Origin of the sequence: Nonomuraea sp. NPDC050394, assembly GCF_044459065.1 — a bacterium.
Classification (GTDB): domain Bacteria; phylum Actinomycetota; class Actinomycetes; order Streptosporangiales; family Streptosporangiaceae; genus Nonomuraea.
On record NZ_JBITIO010000001.1, the window covers coordinates 1,579,336 to 1,598,078 of the forward strand.

At 69.5% G+C, this 18,743-nt stretch carries 19 protein-coding genes; 13 read left to right on the forward strand and 6 right to left on the reverse strand.

Features of this window, described 5'->3' with window-relative positions; all coding sequences use genetic code 11:
• Positions 1 to 204 precede the first annotated feature (204 nt).
• The 4 genes from ACIBKY_RS07675 to ACIBKY_RS07690 are packed head-to-tail and all read left to right on the forward strand — an operon-like array spanning position 205 to position 5,288.
• On the forward strand, positions 205 to 3,888 hold the full coding sequence (locus ACIBKY_RS07675) for a nitrate- and nitrite sensing domain-containing protein (protein WP_397095235.1): 3,684 nt from the start codon (positions 205 to 207) through the stop codon (positions 3,886 to 3,888).
• Entirely contained in the window at positions 3,885 to 4,307 is a 423-nt protein-coding gene (locus ACIBKY_RS07680) for a roadblock/LC7 domain-containing protein (RefSeq protein WP_157250067.1), read from the forward strand. The genes ACIBKY_RS07675 and ACIBKY_RS07680 overlap by 4 nt, the downstream gene beginning before the upstream one ends.
• A gap of 20 nt (positions 4,308 to 4,327) precedes the next feature.
• On the forward strand, positions 4,328 to 4,732 hold the full coding sequence (locus tag ACIBKY_RS07685) for a DUF742 domain-containing protein (protein ID WP_214641576.1): 405 nt from the start codon (positions 4,328 to 4,330) through the stop codon (positions 4,730 to 4,732).
• A gap of 28 nt (positions 4,733 to 4,760) precedes the next feature.
• Positions 4,761 to 5,288: a GTP-binding protein gene (locus tag ACIBKY_RS07690; RefSeq protein ID WP_397095237.1), complete on the forward strand. Its 528-nt coding sequence runs from the start codon at positions 4,761 to 4,763 to the stop codon at positions 5,286 to 5,288.
• A 484-nt stretch (positions 5,289 to 5,772) separates the two neighbouring features.
• Here ACIBKY_RS07690 and ACIBKY_RS07695 read toward each other — a convergent pair whose 3' ends face one another.
• Positions 5,773 to 6,549 (reverse strand): ABC transporter ATP-binding protein, encoded by a 777-nt coding sequence (locus ACIBKY_RS07695; RefSeq protein WP_397095239.1) that lies wholly within the window; start codon positions 6,547 to 6,549, stop codon positions 5,773 to 5,775.
• A gap of 211 nt (positions 6,550 to 6,760) precedes the next feature.
• Between ACIBKY_RS07695 and ACIBKY_RS07700 the strand changes: the two genes are divergently transcribed.
• From ACIBKY_RS07700 to ACIBKY_RS07725, 6 genes are read left to right on the forward strand one after another with little or no spacing between them, the layout of a single operon-like run.
• Complete coding sequence (locus ACIBKY_RS07700) at positions 6,761 to 7,717, forward strand: ABC transporter substrate-binding protein (RefSeq protein WP_397095241.1); 957 nt, start codon at positions 6,761 to 6,763, stop codon at positions 7,715 to 7,717.
• Positions 7,714 to 8,484 carry an ABC transporter permease gene (locus ACIBKY_RS07705; protein WP_397095243.1) on the forward strand — a complete coding sequence of 257 codons (771 nt, stop codon included), beginning with the start codon at positions 7,714 to 7,716 and terminating at the stop codon, positions 8,482 to 8,484. The genes ACIBKY_RS07700 and ACIBKY_RS07705 overlap by 4 nt, the downstream gene beginning before the upstream one ends.
• Positions 8,481 to 9,245 carry an ABC transporter permease gene (locus tag ACIBKY_RS07710; protein WP_397095245.1) on the forward strand — a complete coding sequence of 255 codons (765 nt, stop codon included), beginning with the start codon at positions 8,481 to 8,483 and terminating at the stop codon, positions 9,243 to 9,245. The genes ACIBKY_RS07705 and ACIBKY_RS07710 overlap by 4 nt, the downstream gene beginning before the upstream one ends.
• Before the next feature lie 21 nt (positions 9,246 to 9,266).
• Complete coding sequence (locus tag ACIBKY_RS07715; RefSeq protein WP_397095247.1) at positions 9,267 to 10,241, forward strand: ABC transporter substrate-binding protein; 975 nt, start codon at positions 9,267 to 9,269, stop codon at positions 10,239 to 10,241.
• Positions 10,238 to 10,984, forward strand: a complete 747-nt coding sequence (locus ACIBKY_RS07720) for an ABC transporter permease (RefSeq protein WP_397095249.1) — start codon at positions 10,238 to 10,240, stop codon at positions 10,982 to 10,984. Before ACIBKY_RS07715 ends, ACIBKY_RS07720 begins: the two co-directional genes overlap by 4 nt.
• The gene (locus tag ACIBKY_RS07725) at positions 10,981 to 11,730 is read left to right on the forward strand and encodes an ABC transporter permease (RefSeq protein ID WP_397095251.1); all 750 of its coding nucleotides are present in this window, start codon (positions 10,981 to 10,983) and stop codon (positions 11,728 to 11,730) included. The genes ACIBKY_RS07720 and ACIBKY_RS07725 overlap by 4 nt, the downstream gene beginning before the upstream one ends.
• On the opposite strand, the gene ACIBKY_RS07730 is transcribed toward ACIBKY_RS07725, so the two are convergent.
• Genes ACIBKY_RS07730 through ACIBKY_RS07750 form a run of 5 tightly spaced genes read right to left on the reverse strand, consistent with a single transcriptional unit; the run spans position 11,727 to position 16,128 of the window.
• The gene (locus tag ACIBKY_RS07730; RefSeq protein ID WP_379620322.1) at positions 11,727 to 12,134 is read right to left on the reverse strand and encodes a pyridoxamine 5'-phosphate oxidase family protein; all 408 of its coding nucleotides are present in this window, start codon (positions 12,132 to 12,134) and stop codon (positions 11,727 to 11,729) included. The two genes, ACIBKY_RS07725 and ACIBKY_RS07730, sit on opposite strands and share 4 nt — an antisense overlap.
• Complete coding sequence (locus tag ACIBKY_RS07735) at positions 12,124 to 13,578, reverse strand: dihydroorotase family protein (protein ID WP_397095253.1); 1,455 nt, start codon at positions 13,576 to 13,578, stop codon at positions 12,124 to 12,126. The genes ACIBKY_RS07730 and ACIBKY_RS07735 overlap by 11 nt, the downstream gene beginning before the upstream one ends.
• Positions 13,575 to 14,330 carry an ABC transporter permease gene (locus ACIBKY_RS07740; protein ID WP_397095255.1) on the reverse strand — a complete coding sequence of 252 codons (756 nt, stop codon included), beginning with the start codon at positions 14,328 to 14,330 and terminating at the stop codon, positions 13,575 to 13,577. The genes ACIBKY_RS07735 and ACIBKY_RS07740 overlap by 4 nt, the downstream gene beginning before the upstream one ends.
• On the reverse strand, positions 14,327 to 15,136 hold the full coding sequence (locus ACIBKY_RS07745; RefSeq protein WP_397095257.1) for an ABC transporter permease: 810 nt from the start codon (positions 15,134 to 15,136) through the stop codon (positions 14,327 to 14,329). Before ACIBKY_RS07745 ends, ACIBKY_RS07740 begins: the two co-directional genes overlap by 4 nt.
• A complete protein-coding gene (locus tag ACIBKY_RS07750) occupies positions 15,133 to 16,128 on the reverse strand; it encodes an ABC transporter substrate-binding protein (RefSeq protein ID WP_397095259.1) in 996 nt (331 codons plus the stop codon). Before ACIBKY_RS07750 ends, ACIBKY_RS07745 begins: the two co-directional genes overlap by 4 nt.
• Before the next feature lie 241 nt (positions 16,129 to 16,369).
• Here ACIBKY_RS07750 and ACIBKY_RS07755 point away from each other — a divergent pair, with 241 nt between their 5' ends.
• The 3 genes from ACIBKY_RS07755 (at position 16,370) to ACIBKY_RS07765 (ending at position 18,742) form a co-directional block, all read left to right on the forward strand.
• Positions 16,370 to 17,167 carry an SAM-dependent methyltransferase gene (locus ACIBKY_RS07755; RefSeq protein ID WP_184965586.1) on the forward strand — a complete coding sequence of 266 codons (798 nt, stop codon included), beginning with the start codon at positions 16,370 to 16,372 and terminating at the stop codon, positions 17,165 to 17,167.
• Positions 17,168 to 17,190: 23 nt separating this feature from the next.
• On the forward strand, positions 17,191 to 17,634 hold the full coding sequence (locus ACIBKY_RS07760; RefSeq protein WP_379620334.1) for a DUF3598 family protein: 444 nt from the start codon (positions 17,191 to 17,193) through the stop codon (positions 17,632 to 17,634).
• 127 nt (positions 17,635 to 17,761) lie between these two features.
• Entirely contained in the window at positions 17,762 to 18,742 is a 981-nt protein-coding gene (locus ACIBKY_RS07765) for a DUF1838 family protein (RefSeq protein WP_397095262.1), read from the forward strand.
• Position 18,743: the final 1 nt, after the last annotated feature.

The following is an 18,743-nucleotide window of genomic DNA, read 5'->3' on the forward strand; positions in this document are numbered from 1 at the left end:
ACGGTTGGCCGATCTGGTACGGGTTGTGTTCCAATTACCCACGCCCGCGGAATCCCATGCGCCGCACGCGTGTCAGATTTTTCGAGCACGTAGCGCGAGAGGTAGCGAGAGTCAGTGAGGACGGAAAACCCCAGGCACGCGACGCCAGGGGAGTACACAGGCGGACGGTTCCGGCTGGCTAACTGGCGTGTGCGCTCCAGGTTGGTGGCCCTGATCCTCATCCCCACCATCGTCGGTGTGCTCCTCGCCGGTATTCAGCTTGCCAACGCGATCGGCACCAGCGCCGAGTACCGGCGGCTCACCCAGGTGGCCGAGCTGGTCCAGCGCATCGGCGCGCTCTCCCACGAGATGGGCAAGGAGCGCACGCTCACCGCCTGGTACATCGCCGACCGGCGGCGGCCCAGCCGGATGGCGCAACTGCGCACGCAGCGCGCCGTCGTGGACGGCGCCAAGACCAAGGTGCTCGACAGCACGGCCGCCATCGACGACGCGCACGCGCCGCGCGTGCGGCAAGAGGTCGAGACCATGCGCCGCTGGCTCATCGGCCTCGACGGACTGCGCGAGTCGATCCTGGGCGAGAGCGTTCCGCCCCGAGCCGCGATCCGCACCTACTCGACGATGATCGACGTCCTGGAGAACCTCCAGGACGAGCTCGGCCAGGTGGGCGACAACGACAGCCTGGTCAAGGACGTGGCCGCCCTCGGCGCCCTCCAGCGCGCCAAGGACGAGGTCGCCCGCCAGCAGGGCATCCTGACCGTCGCGCTGGTCGAGCAGAAGCTGGACTACGACGACCTTTCGGACTTCCTCGGCTCCTGGAACGCCCAGCAGGCCGAGCTGGCCACCTTCGAGCAGGAGGCTCAGGCCAAGTACACCGCCCTGTACACCGACACCGTCAAGGGCCCGGCCATCGACCGCGCCGACGCCATGCGTCAGCGCGCCCTGGCCCAGCTGCGTGAGTACAAGGAGATCCGCGACCTCGACATCACCGCCACCCCGCGCCGCGAGCTGCTGTTCTGGTACGACAGCACCACGCTGACCGTCAACGCCATGCGCAAGGTGGAGGACGGGCTCGCCACGGCCGTCGTGGCCAAGACCCGCGAGCTGAGCGACACCGAGCAGCGCAACGCCATCATCTCCGGCGCGCTCATCCTCGTGCTGCTGCTTCTCGTCCTGGTGATCACCACCCGTGTGGCCGGTTCGCTGGTCCGCCCGCTGCGCCGGCTGCGCGCCGAGGCGCTCCAGGTGGCCACGACCAGGCTGCCGGAGACCGTCCGCGTGCTGCGCGAGTCCGGCGACGGCGCCGCCACGCCGGAGGTCCCCTCCGTCGGCGTCAACACCCGGGACGAGATCGGGGAAGTGGCACGGGCCTTCGACGAGGTCCACCGCGAGGCGATCCGGCTGGCCGGTGACGAGGCCAAGCTGCGCGCCAACGTCAACTCCATGTTCGTCAACCTCTCGCGCCGCTCCCAGACGCTCGTCGAGCGCCAGCTCCAGCTCATCGAAGGCCTGGAGCAGGGCGAGGAGGACGAGAACCGGCTCGCCAACCTCTTCCGCCTCGACCACCTGGCCACCCGCATGCGCCGCAACAGCGAGAACCTCCTGGTCCTCGCCGGCCAGGAGGCCGCGCGCAAGTGGAGCGAGCCCGTCCCGCTGGTCGACATCGCCCGCGCCTCGCTGTCCGAGGTCGAGAACTACGAGCGGGTCCAGATCCAGATCCCGTCCGACATCCAGATCGTCGGCCCGGCCGTCACCGACGCCGTCCACCTGCTCGCCGAGCTGATCGAGAACGCGATCTCCTTCTCGCCGCGCGAGAGCCGGGTCAGCGTCACCAGCGCGCCCGCCGACGGCGGCTTCGTCGTCACCATCAGCGACCTGGGCATCGGCATGAGCGGCGACGAACTGGCCGAGGCCAACTGGCGCCTGGCCAACCCGCCCGTCGTGGACGTGTCCGTGTCCCGGCGCATGGGCCTGTTCGTGGTCGGCCGCCTGGCCCTGCGCCACGGCATCCGGGTCCAGCTGCGCATGCGGGAGACCGGCGGGCTCAGCGCGCTGGTCATGCTGCCCGACATGCTCGTCGCCGCCGCCAACGGCATGGTGCCGCAGCAGCGCGGGCAGTACGACAGCTTCACCACCTTCGACCCGGCCATGCTGGGCTCGCCGCCGTACGCCAACCCCGACACTCCCGAGGTACGCGCCCACGAGTCGCTGGCCGACACCCAGTGGCCGGGTTCGATGCCGGTGCCGGACACAGGTGGATGGACACCGTACGGCGAGGAGGCGTCCCAGCCCGGTCAGCCGCCCCACGCGGACACGCCCGGCGACCAGGCACCCGCCGCCTTCGGTGAGCAGCCGCCCTTCGCCGACCGGCCCCGCTTCGGTGAGCAGCCTCTCGCCGACCAGCCGCCTACGGCCCAGCCCTTCGCCGGCCAGTCACCCTTCGCCGGCGAGCCGCCCTTCGCGGGAGAGTCGCCTTTCGCGGGAGAGCAGCCCTTCGCCGGAGAGTCGCCTTTCGCCGAGCAGTCGCCAGAGGCGAGCTGGCCGTCGTTCGCCGAACAGCCGCCGCCGCTCGCGCCCGACCAGCGCTGGCCCTCCTTCGCGGAGGAGCCGCCGCCGCTTGAGGTCGACCAGCGGTGGCCGTCCTTCGGCGAAGAGTCGAACTGGCCGTCGGTCGCCTCCTCGACCCCCAACGGCAACGGCTCGGGCAACGGGCTGTTCACGCCCTACAACACCGACTACGCCTCACAGGACCTCACCGGTCCGCTGCCCGTGGTCGACAGTTCGCCCATGGAGTCCGAGGGCGAGGACTTCCTGCCGATCTTCTCGTCGGTGGGCTCCGACTGGTTCCGCCGGCCCGAGCCCGACCCGCTGAAGGCCCAGGAACCGCCCGCCGATCCCGAGCTGCCCGGTCCTTCGACCGGCGCGTTCGGACCGGTCGGACAGGGCGGGTACGCCGGAGCTCAGGGTTCCTCCTCCGACGGCTTCAGCGGTCCGGGCACGGGCGCGTTCGGCGCGGTCGGCAACAGCCCCGCCTACGACTCCTTCGAGGCCGACTCGCCCCCGACCATGCCCCACCCGGTCATCTCGGCCGACGGCCCCCCGCCGGTCTCCGGTTATGGCCAGGGTCCGGGCTACGGCCAGGGCCACGGTGGCCACGCGGACTCCCAGGGCGGCTTCGCGGGCGCCGGTCAGGGCGGCCACGGAGACTCAGGCGGCCGGCCCGGCTACACGGGCCCCGGCGGCCCCTCCGACTACTCCGGCGCTCCCGGCCAGGACTACGCGAGTTCAGGAGCCCCCGGTTCGGACTACGCGGGCGCGGGCGCCCCTGGCCACGGCGGCCCAGGTCACGGCGGCCCCGGTCAGGCGGGTCCCGGCAATGCGGGTTCCGGCTATGGCGGCCCCGGTCACGCGGGTTCCGGTCACGCGGGTTCCGGTCACGCCGGTCACGCCGGCCCCGGCTACGCGGGTGCGGGTTCCGGTCATGCGGGTCCTGGCGCGGGTGGTCCCGGCGCGGGTGTTCCGGGTGCCGGTGGGCCCGGTGCCGGTGGCGCGGGTTCGGCCGGTGCCGGGCAGGCGGGTGGCGTCGGCAAGTCCGGTCTGCCGCAGCGCAGGCCGGGACAGTCCGGCGCCGGCGCTTCCTGGACCTCCCCGGCCGACAGCGGTTTCCAGGCCGCGCAGGCCGCCGCCGAGCCCGCCAGGGGCGGTACCACCGCCTCCGGCCTGCCGCGGCGCGTGCCCAAGGCCAACCTGGTGCCGGGCACGGCGGGCTCCGCCGAGCCCCCATTGACGTCACCGGCACCGCCGATCTCACCCGAGCGCCTGCGCAGCAGGCTCTCCAGCTTCCAGCAGGGTGTACGGCAGGGCCGTGAGGATCTGAAGGAGAAGGAATGAGAGAACTGAGCCAGGGAGCGCGTGGCATCAGCTGGCTGATCACCGACTTCGTCAACAACGTGCCCGGTGTCGCGCACACCGTTGTCGTGTCGTCGGACGGTCTGCCGCTGGCCTTCTCCGAGGGGTTCCCCAAGGACCGGGCCGACCAGCTCGCCGCGGTCGCCTCCGGTGTGATCAGCTTGACCCAGGGCGCGGCCCGCGTCTTCGAGGGCGGCATGGTCACCCAGACGGTGATCGAGATGCAACGCGGCCTTTTGATGATCATGTCGATCAGTGATGGATCGTGTCTGGCGGTGCTCGCCTCGCCCGACTGCGACATGGGCCTGGTGGCCTACCAGATGACGCTCCTCGTGGAGCGGGCCGGTCAGGTGCTGACGCCCGCCGTACGGGCGGAGCTGCAGGCGGCCCGCCCCCGCTAGCCGGGCGGTGACAGGAGATCATGGTGTCAGGTCAGGGTTGGGCTGGTGATAGCACTCCGCCGCATCCGTCGGCGCCCCGTCCGCAGAAGCCGAGCTCTCTGGTGCGGCCCTATGCCGTGACCGGGGGGCGGACCGCTCCGCGGATGAAGTTCGCCATGGAGGCGCTGGTTTCCTCCGTGACGTCGGAATACCAAGATATTTCCCTCTTGAGTCCGGAGTATCAGGCGATCATCCAGCTGACACGAAATGTTCGGTCGGTTGCGGAGATCTCCGCCCTTTTACGGCAACCTCTCGGGGTGGTCCGGGTGCTGATCGCCGACATGGCGTCGGAAGGCCTGATCCGCGTGCACCAGCCTGCGCTGGACGCGGGGAAGCCGGACCTCAACTTGCTCGAAAGGGTACTCAGTGGACTTCGCAGGCTCTAGCGCCGGCCTCACCTCGACGAAGATCGTCGTGGCTGGAGGCTTCGGCGTGGGCAAGACGACGTTCGTGGGAGCGGTCTCTGAGATCCTGCCGCTCACCACGGAGGCCGTCATGACCGACGCGTCGGCCGGCGTCGACGACGTGTCGCTCACTCCCAACAAGACCACGACCACGGTGGCGATGGACTTCGGCCGGGTCTCGCTGGACCGCGACCTGATCCTCTACCTGTTCGGGACGCCGGGTCAGCACCGGTTCTGGTTCATGTGGGACGACCTGGTACGCGGCGCCATCGGCGCGGTGGTCCTCGTGGACACGCGCCGCCTGGCCGACAGCTTCCCGGCCATCGACTACTTCGAAGAGGCCAAGCTGCCGTTCGTGGTCGGTGTGAACGGCTGGGACGGGGCCTTCTTGCACGATGAGCGGGAACTGCGCGAGGCACTGACGGTCGGCGACGGCACCCCGATCGTCCGCCTCGACGCCCGCAACAGGGAGTCGGTCAAGTCCACCCTGATCACGCTGGTCGAACACGCCCTGACCCGCCAGATCGCCCCGGCATAGCCGCGCAGGAGTTGGCCGAGCCCCCCGGCCCGGCCAACCAACCCCCTGCCACCCAAAACCCCACCCCAAAAACCCACCCCCGGGCTCAACACGGGAGCACGGGCTGAGAACCCACGCCGGGACACCTGCCCAGAGCTCAAGGCGGGAGCACGGGCCGGGGACGCTTGGCCCAGAAGGCACGCCGGGACACCGGCCCAGGACTCAACGCGGGAGCACGGGCCGGGAACCCACCTGGGGCGTGGAACCCGGCCTTTTGCGCGTTGTCCGGGTGATGCCCCTGGCGCATGGTGCCGGGGTCGAGACGGCGAGCTCCGGGTGTGCGGTGGTCTTCCCGCGCGGGGGTCTACGTGCGCACGTCGCGGTGGCCCGCCGGGGAGGCGGAGGAGCGTTCCCCTGGAAGGTCACCGGCCACGTGCGGCGGGTGGGGGTGGGGCGGCCTGCCGTAACCCCAAAGCGCCCTTGCGCGGAGATCGCGCGGAGATCGTCAGGCGGGAGTTTTGGAGTCCAGGCCGCGGACGAGGCGGCCGACCTCGGCGCGGAGGTGGACGAAGTCGGGGTGCTCGCGGGTGGTGATCTGGTCGCGGGGGGACGGTAGGTCCACGGGCAGGTCGCCGACCACGTTGGCGGGAGCCTTGGACAGGACGACCACGCGGTCCCCGACGTACACGCTCTCGTCGATGTCGTGCGTGATGAGCACGATGGTCATCTGGTGGTGTCCGCGCACCTGCAGGACGAGGTCTTCGAGGTCTTCGCGGGTCTGGGCGTCGACGGAGCCGAAGGGCTCGTCCATGAGCATGAGCGTCGGACGGTAGGCGAGGGCGCGGGCGATGGCGACCCGCTGCTGCATGCCGCCGGACAGCTGGAACGGGTATTTCTTGCCCGCGTCCCCCAGCCCGACCGACTCCAGCGCCTCCTGCGCGGCGTCTCTGCGCGCCTTCTTGTCCATGTTCTTGCGGCGCAGCGGCAGGGCGACGTTGTCGGCCACGGACATCCACGGGAACAGCGAGCGGCTGTAGTCCTGGAAGACGACGGCCAGGTTGTCGGGTGTGTGGGTGACCACCTGCCCGTCGACCTTGATCTCGCCGCCGGTGGGCGTGAGGAGGCCGGCGATGCTGCGCAGCAGCGTGGACTTGCCGGCGCCGGAGGGGCCGACGATGCACAGCAGTTCGCCGTCGGCGACGCTCAGGGAGAGGCCTTCGATGGCGTGGTGGGCGCTGGGGCCGCTGCCGTAGGTGTGGCTGAGGTTGGATATCTCGAGCAAGGCTGGGTTCCTTGAGGGGCGCGAGTGACCCCCTGACTCTAGCGGAGGCCCGAATTGTGAGGCCATAGCTGGCATTGACCAGAATTCACGTTGCTTTGTGCCTTTGAGTCCGGATTGGGGATTTCACTCGTCGAAAAGGTGTCAGAAAAGCCGCGCGTCATGAAATATCGTCTCTTGCGGCAGGCCCTCCCCACCCCCCGGAGCGCGCACCATGAGACGTACGATCCCCGCCCTCCTGCTCGCCACCACCCTGGCGCTGACCGCGTGCGGCGGTGCCGAGCAGGCGTCCACCGGCGGGCTGGAGAAGCCCGTCATCAAGGTGGGCGCGCTGCCCATCCCCGACGCGGCCGCCCTCTACATCGCCCAGTCCAAGGGCTACTTCAAGGAAGAGGGCCTCACCGTCGAGCCGATCACGATCCAGGGTGGCGCCGTCGCCCTGCCGCAGATCAAGAGTGGCGCCCTCGACATCTCCCACACCAACTACGTCTCCACGTTCCTGGCCGCGAGCAGGGGCGAGAAGGTGAAGGTGGTCGGCGACCTCTACGGCGCCGCCCCGGACACCTTCGACCTCATGGTGGCCAAGGACTCCCCGATCCAGGCGCTCGCCGATCTCAAGGGCAGGACCATCCTGGTCAACACCCTCAACAACATCGGCACGCTGGCCGTCACCTCGACGCTGAAGAGCGCGGGCGTGGCGCCGGGCGAGGTGAAGTTCATCGAGAAGCCGTTCCCCGACATGGGCAACGCGCTGGCCGCAGGGCAGGCGGACGCCGCGTGGCTGACCGAGCCGTTCATCACCGCCACGCAGGTCCAGCCGGGTCTGCGTGTCCTCGCCGACACCATGACCGGGCCGACGGCTGACCTGCCGATCGCCGCCTGGATGGCCACCGATGAGTGGGTCGCGAAGAACCCCAGGACACTCGCCGCCTTCCAGCGCGCGATCGGCAAGGCGCAGAAGCTGGCCGCCGGTGACCGCAAGGCCGTAGAGGCGGTCATCCCCTCGTACTCGAAGATCGACAAGACGGCGGTCACGAAGATCACGCTGGGCAGCTTCCCGACCGACCTCGACGCGGCGAAGTTGCAGCGGGTGGCCGACCTGATGCTGGAGTTCGGCTATCTCAAGCAGCCCCTGGACGTCAAGACGCTCCTGGTCAGCCCCACCGGATGAGCGTGCGTGCCGTGCGGGGCGCGGCGGGCGTCGCCGCGTTCCTGCTCGTGGCCGAGCTGGTCGTGCGCTTCTGGCTGGCCGAGGGCGTGGTGTTCCCGCCGCCCTCGGCCGTGCTGATCGAGGCCGCGCTGCTCCTGGCCGACCCCGCGTTTCTGGCGGGCGTCGCGGCCACCATGCTCAACTGGGCGCTCGGCCTGCTGGCCGCCGTGGCCGTCGCCGTGCCCGCGGGCGTGGCGCTCGGCGCGCTGCCCGCCGCCGAGCGGGCGACCCGCCCGCTGCTGGAGTTCATGCGTCCCATCCCGTCGGTGGCGATCATCCCGCTGGCGATCCTGCTCATCCCCGTGGACGTCGCGATGAAGGCCTCGGTGATCGTGTACGCCGCCGTGTGGCCCATCCTCATCAACACGCTGTACGGCATGCGCGAGGTCGACCCCCTGGCCAAGGACTCCCTGCGCAGCTTCGGCTTCGGCCCCCTGGCGGTGCTGTGGCGGGTCAGCCTGCCCAGCGCCGCCCCGTTCGTGGCCACCGGCGTCCGCATCGCCGCCGGCGTGGCCCTCATCCTCGCGGTCAGCGCGGAACTGCTGGCCGGAGGCAGCTCCGGCATCGGCGTCTTCGTCATCCAGGCGGGCAGCGGCAACCGTACCGATCTCATGCTGGCCGCCACCCTCTGGGCGGGCGCGGCGGGCCTGCTGGCCAACACGCTGCTGGTGGCGGGCGAGCGCCGCCTGTTCCGCTGGCACGAGGCACGCAGGGGAGTGGCCGGGTGAGCGTGCTGAACAGGCTGTGGTTCGTGCCCGCGGTGCTGGTCGTGTGGGAGGTGCTCACGCGGCTGAAGGACGACACGGACTTCCCGCCGCCGACCGCGATCGCGGGCCGGATGCGCGAGCTGTGGTTCTCGGGCCCGGCGGCCCGGTTGTTCCTGACCGACGAGGCGGTGGCCAATCTGCTGCCGAGCCTGGCCCGCATGTTCACCGGATGGGTGCTGGCCGCCGCGGCCGGTGTGCTGGCGGGGGTGCTGATCGGCCGTTCACGGGCGGCCCAGGACTACGCCGGGCCGCTGATCCAGTTCGGCCGCTCGGTGCCGCCGCCGTTGCTGCTGCCGTTCTTCCTCGCGCTGCTGCAGGGCGGGCTGGCCACGCAACTGGCCGGGATCGTCTTCGGCGTGATCTGGCCGGTGCTCCTGAACTCCATCGACGGTGCCCGCTCGGTCGAGGTCCTGCAGATCGAGACGGCCCGCGTGTTCGGACTGTCCCGCGCCGAGCAGGTCCGCAGGGTCATCATCCCGGCCGCGGCGCCGAAGATCCTGGCCGGTCTGCGGTTGAGTCTTTCGCTGGCACTGATCATGATGGTGATCTCCGAGTTGTTCGGCGGCACCGACGGGATCGGGTATCAGCTGCTGCAGGCGCAGCGGGGGTTCGACACCCCGGGGGTCTGGGCCGCCATCGCGCTGCTCGGTCTGCTCGGTTACGTGGTGAACTCCCTGTTCGTCGTGATCGAGCGCCGCCTGCTCGGGTGGCAGGGGGCGTAAGCCGGAAGAGGTGGAAATTTCATGAAATTCTCCCGAGTGTCGCTGTTAGTGGTCATGGTGGCCGCGACGGCGCTGGCGGGTTGCGGCTCGGGGACGGACGCGGCGGAGCCGGGCAAGACCGGCGGCCAGGAGTCCAGCGTGGTCAAGGCGATGGCGCTGCCGTTCCTCGACCAGGCGGGACTGCACGTGGGTCTCGACAAGGGCGTCTTCAAGAGCGAGGGCCTGGACCTCACCGCGCAGTTCTTCACCGACAGCAAGGCCGGCAGCGTCGCCTTCAACAGCGGCGAGGTCGACCTGGGCTTCGCCAACTACGTGACCCTGCTGCAGATCATCGACAACGGCGCCAAACTGAAGATCATCTCTGAGGGGTCGGTCGGCAAGCCCGGCGTCCAGGCGGTCATGGTGCCGGAGTCCTCGCCGATCAAGACGGTCAAGGACCTGGAAGGCAAGAAGGTCGCCGTCGCGGTGCTGAAGAACGTCCAGCCGCTCATGCTCAACGCGGTCCTGCGCGACGCCGGCGCCGATCCGGCCAAGGTCGAGTACGTGCAGGTGCCGGTCCCGAACACGGTCGCCGCGGTCGAGGCCGGGCAGGTGGACGCCGCCGCCTTCACCGAGCCGTTCACCAGCCAGGCCGCGGGCAAGGGCTTCCGCCTCGTCACCGACCTGGCCTCCGGCACCACGCAGAACTGGCCCACCGCCGGCTACTTCGTCAAGCAGGAGTGGATCGACGCCAACCCCAAGACCGCCACCGCCCTCGGCAAGGCGCTCGGCAAGGCGCAGAGCCTGGCCGCCGACCGGGTCAGCGTCGAGAAGGTCCTGCAACTGCCCACCTACACCAAGATGGACGCCACGACCGCCGCGGCGATCAAGCTCGTCGACTTCCCGACCGCGCCCGATGCCGCCCGCCTCCAGCGCGTCATCGACCAGATGAAGGTCGAGGGCCTGCTCAAGGGCGACCTCAAGGCCGCCGACCTCATCTACACCCCGGGCGGTTGACCGGGCTTCGCCGGCGCGGCGCCGTGGGCGTCGCGCTGTTGCTGGCCGGCCTGGAGGCGCTGGGCCGGGCGAGCGGGGGCACGCTGCCGCCCGCCGGGGACATCCTGGCCAGGGCGGCGACGCTCGCCCTGGATCCCGGCTACCTGTCCCACCTCGCGGGCACCCTGCTCACCTGGGCGGGCGGCACCCTACTGGCCACCGCCCTGGCGATCCCGGCCGGGCTGCTGCTCGGCAGCCTGCCGGGCGTCGAACGGGCGAGCAGAGCGGTGCTGGAGTTCCTCCGCCCGATGCCGGGCGTCGCGCTCTTCCCGCTGGTCGGCATGATGCTCGGCTCCGGCGGCACCACCCGGGTCGTGGTCGTCACCTACGTCGCGCTGTGGCCGGTCCTGTTCAACGCCGTGTACGGGCTGCGCGACGTCGAGCCGGTGGCCGTGGACACGCTGCGCGCCTTCGGCTTCGGCCGTACCGCGGTGCTGGTGCGGGTCTCGCTGCCGAGCGCGGCGCCGTTCATCGCCACCGGTGTACGGCTGGCCGCCGGCATCGCCCTGATCGCCACCATCGCCGGCGAGATCTTCATGGGCACCGGCCGGGGGATCGGCGTGCACGTGGCCCAGTCCACGTTCGTCCCCGACGCCACGGTCGAGGTGCTGGCCGTCACCGTCTGGGCCGCGCTGCTCGGCCTGCTCGCCAACACCCTGCTGGTACGCGGCGAGCGCCGCCTGTTCTCCTGGGCCCACCGGTGATCCGCTGGGCGGTGTTCGCCGCCTGCGCGCTGGCCTGGGAGGCGCTGTCGCGCTCGGCGGGCAACCGCTTCTTCCCGCCGCCCTCGCAGATCGCGGCGCGCATGTACGAGATGTGGTTCTCCGGCCCCTACATCCTCACCGACCAGGCGATCGGGCACTTCGCCCCAAGCCTGGGCAGGCTGGCCGCCGGGCTCGCGGGCGCGGTGATCACCGGGGTGGTCCTGGGCTTCGTCCTGGGCCGGTCGGCGAAGGCGCGCGCCTACGCCGACCCCGTGCTGCAGCTCTTCCGCGCCGTCCCGCCCCCGCTGCTGGTGCCGGTCTTCATCGTGCTGCTCAGCGTCGGCACCCAGATGCAACTGGCCACGATCGCCTTCGCCACACTCTGGCCGATCCTGCTCAACACCGCCGACGGCGTCAAAGGCGTGGACCGGCAGCATCTGGAGACCGCCCAGGTCTTCCGCCTGACCGCCGCCCAGCGGCTGTGGCGGGTGCTCGTGCCGTCGGCGCTGCCGAAGGTGTTCGCGGGGCTGCGGCTGAGCATGTCCGTGGCGCTGATCCTCATGGTCTTCTCCGAGCTGATGCCCGGCTCGTCCAACGGCATCGGCTACCTGCTGCAGGACGCCTACGCGGTCGGCGACCTGCCCACGATGTGGTCGGCGGTGGTGCTGATCGGGGTGCTCGGCTACGCGCTCAACGCGGTGCTGCTGGCCGTACAGCGCAGGGTGCTGGCCTGGCAGGGCGGCTAGAACGCGCGGCGGATCGGGGGCGCGTACCCGGCCGAGTCGATCCCCCACGAGGAGATCGAGGCGGGCAGCAGCTCAAGCCACTGCGGACCGCCGCCGCGCACCACCTGCTCGCCGCCGTCGTCGTGGAGCTTGGCGGTGCCGCGGATGAGCAGGCCGCGCGGCACGCCGTCCTCGGTGTAGTCGTCCACGACGATCGCCAGCTCAGGGTTCTCGGCGGCGTTGTCGCGGTAGGCGCGCCGCTGCCCGCGGACGGGCAGGTCGCGCGCGCCGATCTCCAGCGAACGCCCGTCCTCCGACAGCCGGAACCGCACCGGCACCACGTGCGGGCGCCGGTCCGCGCCGGCGCTGGCCAGCCGGCCGATCGTGTGGTCGCGCAGGTAGAGGAGCTCGCCTTCAGTGAACACCGGGCCTCACGAGATAGGAGCCGACGGGACGGCCGATGATCTTACCCGCGTCCATGACGTGGTGGCCGCGTACGAACGTGTCGGTCACCCGGGCGGTCAGCTCGAAGCCCTCGAACGGCGTGTACTCCTGCGTGGACTCCGAGTCGGCCGCGTGCACCGTCCACGTCTGGTCCGGGTCCACCAGCGCCACGTCCGCGTCGTAGCCGGGCGCGATCGTGCCCTTGGAGCGCAGGCCGTACCGGCGCGCGGGGTTCCACGAGGTGAGCGCCGCGATCCTCCCGTACGGCAGGCCGCGCCGCCGGCCCTCGGAGACGAGCCCCGGCAGCAGGTACTCGGCGCCGCCGAACCCCGCCTTGGCCACGAACACGTCGTCCCGCGGCTCGCCGTACTTCAGCTCCTCGCGGCAGCAGGCGTGATCGCTGACCACCCAGTCGACGGTGCCGTCGAGCACGTACTCCCACAGTGCCTCGACGTCCTCCCGGGGGCGGATCGGCGGGTTGACCTTGCCGCCCAGCCCTTCCGCGGTCTCGACGGAGGCCAGCAGGTGCCCGATGGTGACCTCGCGGCGGAAGTCGATGTTCGGGAAGGCGGCGGCCATGCGCACCGCGGCGTCCAGCGCCTTGCGCGAGGACAGGTGCAGCAGGTTGATGTTGGCCAGCCCGGTCTCGTGGGCCAGGTAGGAGGCGATGAAGACGGCCAGGCCCTCGGAGTGCGGCGGCCGCGAGGCACTGTAGGCGGCCAGGCCGCTGAGCTCGCCGGCCTCCTCCACCAGCTTGGTGTAGGCGGTCATGATCTCGGCGGTCTCGCAGTGCAGCGACAGCGAGATCTCGCCGGCCAGCTCGGGGAAGCGTTCGCGGGCCGCCTGGACGCCACGCATGACGAACTCGAAGTGGGCGTAGTCGTAGCGCTCGCCGTCGGGCAGCATGAGGAAACGGCTCTGGTCGTTGGAACGGCCGTGCAGGCCGTGCCCGCCGTAGAACATGAAGATCTTGAAGCTGGGCACGCCGTGCTTCTCGATCAGGTCGGGCAGTTCCGCGATGTGCGTGCTCGACATGGGCGCCAGGTGGAAGCCGTAGTCGATGTAGGCGCGGCCCTCGGCCCTGGCGAGCACCTCGGGGAAGAACTCGGCGTAGGGGCCGCCCCGGTTGAGGTAGTACTGGCCGGTGCGCATGTAGGTGAGCGCGGTGGTGACGCCGCCCTGGGCGGCCGCCCGGCTCTCGGTCGAGGCGTCCTCCTCCAGCGCGTTGTAGATGCCCCAGTGCTGGTGGGCGTCGACCACGCCGGGGAAGGCGAGCTTGCCGTTCCCCTCGATGACGTCGTCGCCGGGCGGCAGGCCGGGGGCGACCGCGGTGATGCGGCCCTCCGATATCGCGATGTCCGCCTCGACGGGTTCGTCACGCTCGTGGGTGACCACCCGCACGTTCCTGATCAGCAGGTCTGTCATGACCGCCTCCGGTTGTGGTGCCAGGCGAGGACGCGGCGCTCGCCCATGAGGAACAAGGAGTTGAGAAGGAAGCCCAGCACGCCGAGCATCACGACGCCCGCCCACAGGGCGGGCATGTCGGCATTGTTGGAGGCGAGGCTGAGCAGGTAGCCGATGCCCTCCGTGCTGCCCTTGAGCTCGGAGACGACCATGAGGATGAGCGCCAGGGAGACGCTCAGCCGCAGCCCCGCGAAGATCTTGGGGGAGGCGGCGGGCAGGATGATGCGCAGGACCCGCAGGTGGGCGGGGATGCCGAAGACGGTGGCCGTCTCGATCTGCATCCGCTCCACGTGGCGGGCGCCGTCGATGGAGTTCAGCAGGATCGGCCAGATGATGCCGAAGATGATCGTGGCCACCTGTACCTCGGTGCCCATGCTGAACAACACCAGGAAGACCGGGAGCATCGCCGGCGGCGGCACCGCCCGGCCGAACTCCACGAGCGGGTCGATGTAGTCGGCCAGCCAGTGCGTACGCCCCAGCGCCACGCCCAGCAGGACGCCGACCAGCACCGCCACGCACCAGGCGCCGACCACCCTGGCCAGGCTCGGCCAGACGTGCCCGATCGCCTCCTCGGCGGCGAACATCTCATACAGCCGCACCACGATGCGCGAGGGCGCGGGGAAGTACGGGCTGGCGACCGCGACCGCGGCCAGTTCCCAGCCGGCCAGGACGACGGGGATCAGCCAGAGCCGCTTGACGAGAGTCTTGATCATGAGCTCCGCCACCTGAACAACCGCCGCTCGGCGCGCAGCAGCACCGCGTTGACCATCAGGCCGACCAGCCCGGCCCAGATCAGCGTCGCGATCACGTCGAGCATGGCCGACTCGCCGATGCCGGTGCTGGCCTCGATGAGGAACCTGCCCACGCCGCTGGCGCCGCCGACGAAGTACTCCACGCTGATGGCCAGGATGAGGGTGACCGAGGCGGCCAGCCGTACACCGGTGAAGATGAACGGCGCCGCGCTCGGCAGCGCCACCCGCCACACCACCGCGCCCGCGCCGAAGCCGAACGAGCGCAGGGTCTCGGTGGCGACCGGGTCGACGTCGCGCACGCCGTACAGGGTGTTGATGAGGATGGGCCAGGACGCGGCGTAGACGATCAGCGCGATCTTGGCGTTGATCTCCGGCGTGAAGAAGAACAGCGCCAGCGGGATCAGCGCGACCGACGGGATGGGCCGCAGAAACTCCACGATGGCGCGCGTGGTCTCCTCCACCACCGGCACCGTTCCGAGCAGCAGCCCCACCGGTACGGCCAGCAGCACCGCGAGCCCGAGCCCGAGGATCGCGGCGGTCAGCGTCGCGGCCAGGTCGCCGAGGAAGACGGGGTCGGCGGCCAGCGTGGCGAACCTGATCAGCGAGTCGGAGGCGTTCGGCAGCCAGGTGAACAGCCCGGCCCGGCTCACGACCTCCCACAGAAGCAGAAAAGCCGCCACGCCGATGACGTGGCGGGTGATCTTCGCTAAGGGGACGCGGGCGAGCGGGTCGCGCTCGCGCCGCGTTCCGTCGATCGCTGCGGTCATCCCTGCGGATTGACGATCATCGTGCTCACGTCCATCTTCGCCTTCAGGAAGCCGTACTCGGCCATCAGGTCGGCGACGCGTTGGATGCGCTGGGCGTTCAGCGAGGTCGGGTAGTTGCCGAGGTTGATCGTCGCGGCCGTTTCCTTGGGGATCTTGGTGAAGGTGGGCAGGATCGCGGTCACCGCGTCGCGGTCGGTGGCGGCGATGTTCTGCGCCTTGGCCATCGCGCGCTGGAAGGCGGCCATGGTCTTGGGGTTCTCGCTGATCCACTTCTCGGTGGCCGCCCAGCCGGTGATGGGCAGGCTCTCGGTGGGGCCGGACATGGTGTCGATCAGCATGGTGGCGCCGAGTTTGCTCTCCGCCTCGCTGACGTACGGGTCGGTCATCCAGACCGCGTCCGCGTCGCCCTTCTCCAGCGACGACAGCCAGTTGGTGGTCGCGATCTCGACGTAGGTGACGTCCTTCTGCGGGTCAACGCCATTGATCTTCAGGTGCGGGTTCATGGTGAGAACGCCGAGTCCCTTGAGCGCGTTGACGCCGATCTTCTTTCCCTTGAGGTCGGAGATTTTCTTGATCGGTGAATTCTTCGCGACCATCACGCCGAACGCGCCGCTGGCTCCCTGATAGGAGTCGGCGATGTACTTGAACTTCTCCGAACCGCCCTCCTGAATGGTCAGGATGGTGGCGTAGCTGCCAAGGACGACGTCCATCTGGCCGTTGCTGAGCTTGGGCAACACGGCCTGCGGAGCCTGGATGGGTTCCTGCTTGACATCAAGTCCCTGCTCTTTGAAGAAGCCGCGTTCCATCGCGATGAACAGGGGCGCCGAGTCTGCTCCGGGGTACTGGCCGATGAGCAACGAGGTCTTCTCCAGACCCGACGCGTTGGCCGTACCCCCCGGTTTGCTTTCCGTCCCGGATCCAGAACACCCCGCAATCACCAGGGTTGTCGCCAGGCCGATCAGGGCGGTGCGCCCCAGGGCACGTAACCGCATGCCGTGTCTCCTTATGAACCAGGGGGTGTGAGCGACGATGACACGCACTGTAACGCACGAGAAGAGATTTAAAGGAGATATAGTGGATATGTCAGTTTTAGCCTTTTGACCGTCGGATTTAAATTAAACCGCGTACTTTGTCCGGTTTTATGGGCATTTATGTTGGTATGTCGTGTAGATGGCAGGGTGGCTTTCCGGATAGGCTCAGAGGGCGATCATAGGTTTGGGTGTAAGGGGTGTCGTGGCAGACGTCGATGGTGAGGCTCCCTACGGACTGAATCTGTCGGAGGCCAGCCCTGCTCGTGTGTACGACTACCTGCTCGGGGGCAAGGACAACTTCGGTGTCGACCGGGCCGAGGGTGAGCGCATCCGCGCGCTCATGCCCGGTGTCGAGATCGGGGTCCGCGCGCAGCGCGCGGTGCTGGGCAGGGTCGTCAGGTTTCTGGTCGGAGAGGTCGGTCTACGCCAGCTGATCGACATCGGCACCGGGTTACCGACAGCCGAAAACGTGCATCAGGTGGCCCACTCGGTCGATCCCGGGGTGCGTGTCGCCTACGTGGACAATGACCCGCATGTCCTGGTCCATGCCAGAGCCCTGCTGGCCAGGAATGTCAACACGCTCGCCGTACACGCCGACCTGCGCGAGCCCGCCGCCCTGCTGGGCGACCGCGAGCTGCTCGCGCACATCGACCTCAAGCGGCCGGTCGGCCTGATCCTGTGCGGGATCCTCCACCACGTCCAGGACGAGGAGGACCCCTGGCACCTGACGAAGGAACTCGTCGCCGCCCTTCCCTCGGGCAGCTACGTGTTCATCCACCACCTCCTGAACAGGGGCGACGAGCAGAGCCGTTCGCTGCTGGAGGCCCGGAACACCCGATACCGCACCAAGGATGAGATCGCCCGCTTCTTCGCGGGTCTTGAAATGGTCGATCCCGGGCTGGTAGGGGTGCCTGACTGGCGTCCCGACCCCGATCAGCCGTTCCAGGAGAGCCATCCGGTGCTGAAACTGGCGGTCGCCGGCGTCGGCCGCAAACCATGACCAACCCTGCAAGAGGTGTTCCTATGGGGCTTCGTGATGACATGCCGCTGCTCGCCCGCCACGAAGGCGAGTGGGAGGGCACGTACACCCACCTTGACGCGGACGGCAACCTGATCGACCGCCACCGCTCCCACCTGACCTGCACCATCGTGGACGACAAGACCTATCACCAGGTCAACCGCTACACCTGGGACGACGGCAGGACCGAGGAGCTCCAGTTCCCCGGCACGTACCTGGGCAACGGGCGCTGCGGCTTCGACACCGAGCGCATCAAGGGCGAGTTCTGGGAGCTGGACGCGTCCACGATCTACCTGAGCTGGATCTACAAGGCCGCCGACGAGGACCTGCGGCTGTTCGAGCTGATCGTCCTCAGCGACGACGGCAAGAGCAAGAGCCGCGTGTGGCAGTGGGTCAAGGGCGGCGTCTGCGTCAAGCGCACGCTGATCGACGAGCGACGGGTGGCCTGACCCCGCCCCGGCCGCCCTGACCGGGGGCGGCCGGAAGCACTGCCCGGAGCCGACACGCGCGTTGACAGAGTCTCTCCGTTGATGATCGTATTTCCCCCGCTATCGCCGCCCCACCTCCGGAGACACGATGTTGAAGCGCCGTGGTCTGTCCTTCGCTATCGCCTTATCCGCCGTCATGCTGACCGGTCTCGCACCGGGAGCCGTGGCCGCCGACATCGACGACCCCTGGGCCCCCGGCCCCATCTACCGGACGGTCACCGACGACGCCGGACAGCTCCAGCTACAGTCCATGGGCCGCCCCGACGGCCAGGACATGGTCTTCCGCATCTCCGGCTCGGTCTACGCCAACGTGGAGGGCAACGCCCTCGACCCCAAGATCCGCCACGGCCAGAAGCTGTTCAACCTCGAGGGCTACAACATCCGCCGGCTCTACCGCGTGCCCGGCACCACGCAGATCCACCAGCTCTCCCGCGAGATCGTCTTCTACACCAGCCCCACCAACCCGACGCAGATCCTCACCGAGTGGACCAACCCCGTCGACGGCAAGATCTACCCGGTCGTGCCGATCAACAACGACAGGGTGGCCTTCGGCCCGTTCAACGTCACCCCCTCCTACGTCGGCCCGCCCCTGCAGCAGCGGCACGAGGAAACGGCGTGGACCAGCGACATCCCGGTCAACACCAACTTCACCACCACGCTCGGCGAGAGCTTCGGCCTCAAGAACGGCCACTACAGCGCGATGGAGATGTTCGACTTCTACGTCGACGACCGTGAGCGCGCCGCACGCACCGTCGACGGCACCGTCCCCACCCTCGCCATGAAGACCAAGATCAGCTGGAGCCGCACCAGCCCATGGGCGCCCTTCATGTGCCTGCCGGAGGCGAGCGTCCAGGGCCAGCTCACCTACCACGCGCGGAGCTGGGCGCTCAACTCCTACGCTGAGGTCGAGCCCTGGCTGCGTGCCAAGATCGACCTGCAGTACCCGCTCTACCAGGCCGCTCCCACCGACCCCGGCGCCAGCGAGAACTCCTGGACGTCGTTCTACAACAAGCAACTGGGCCGTGGTGCCACCACCTGGGCCCAGTGGTGCACCACCAACGGAAGGTAAC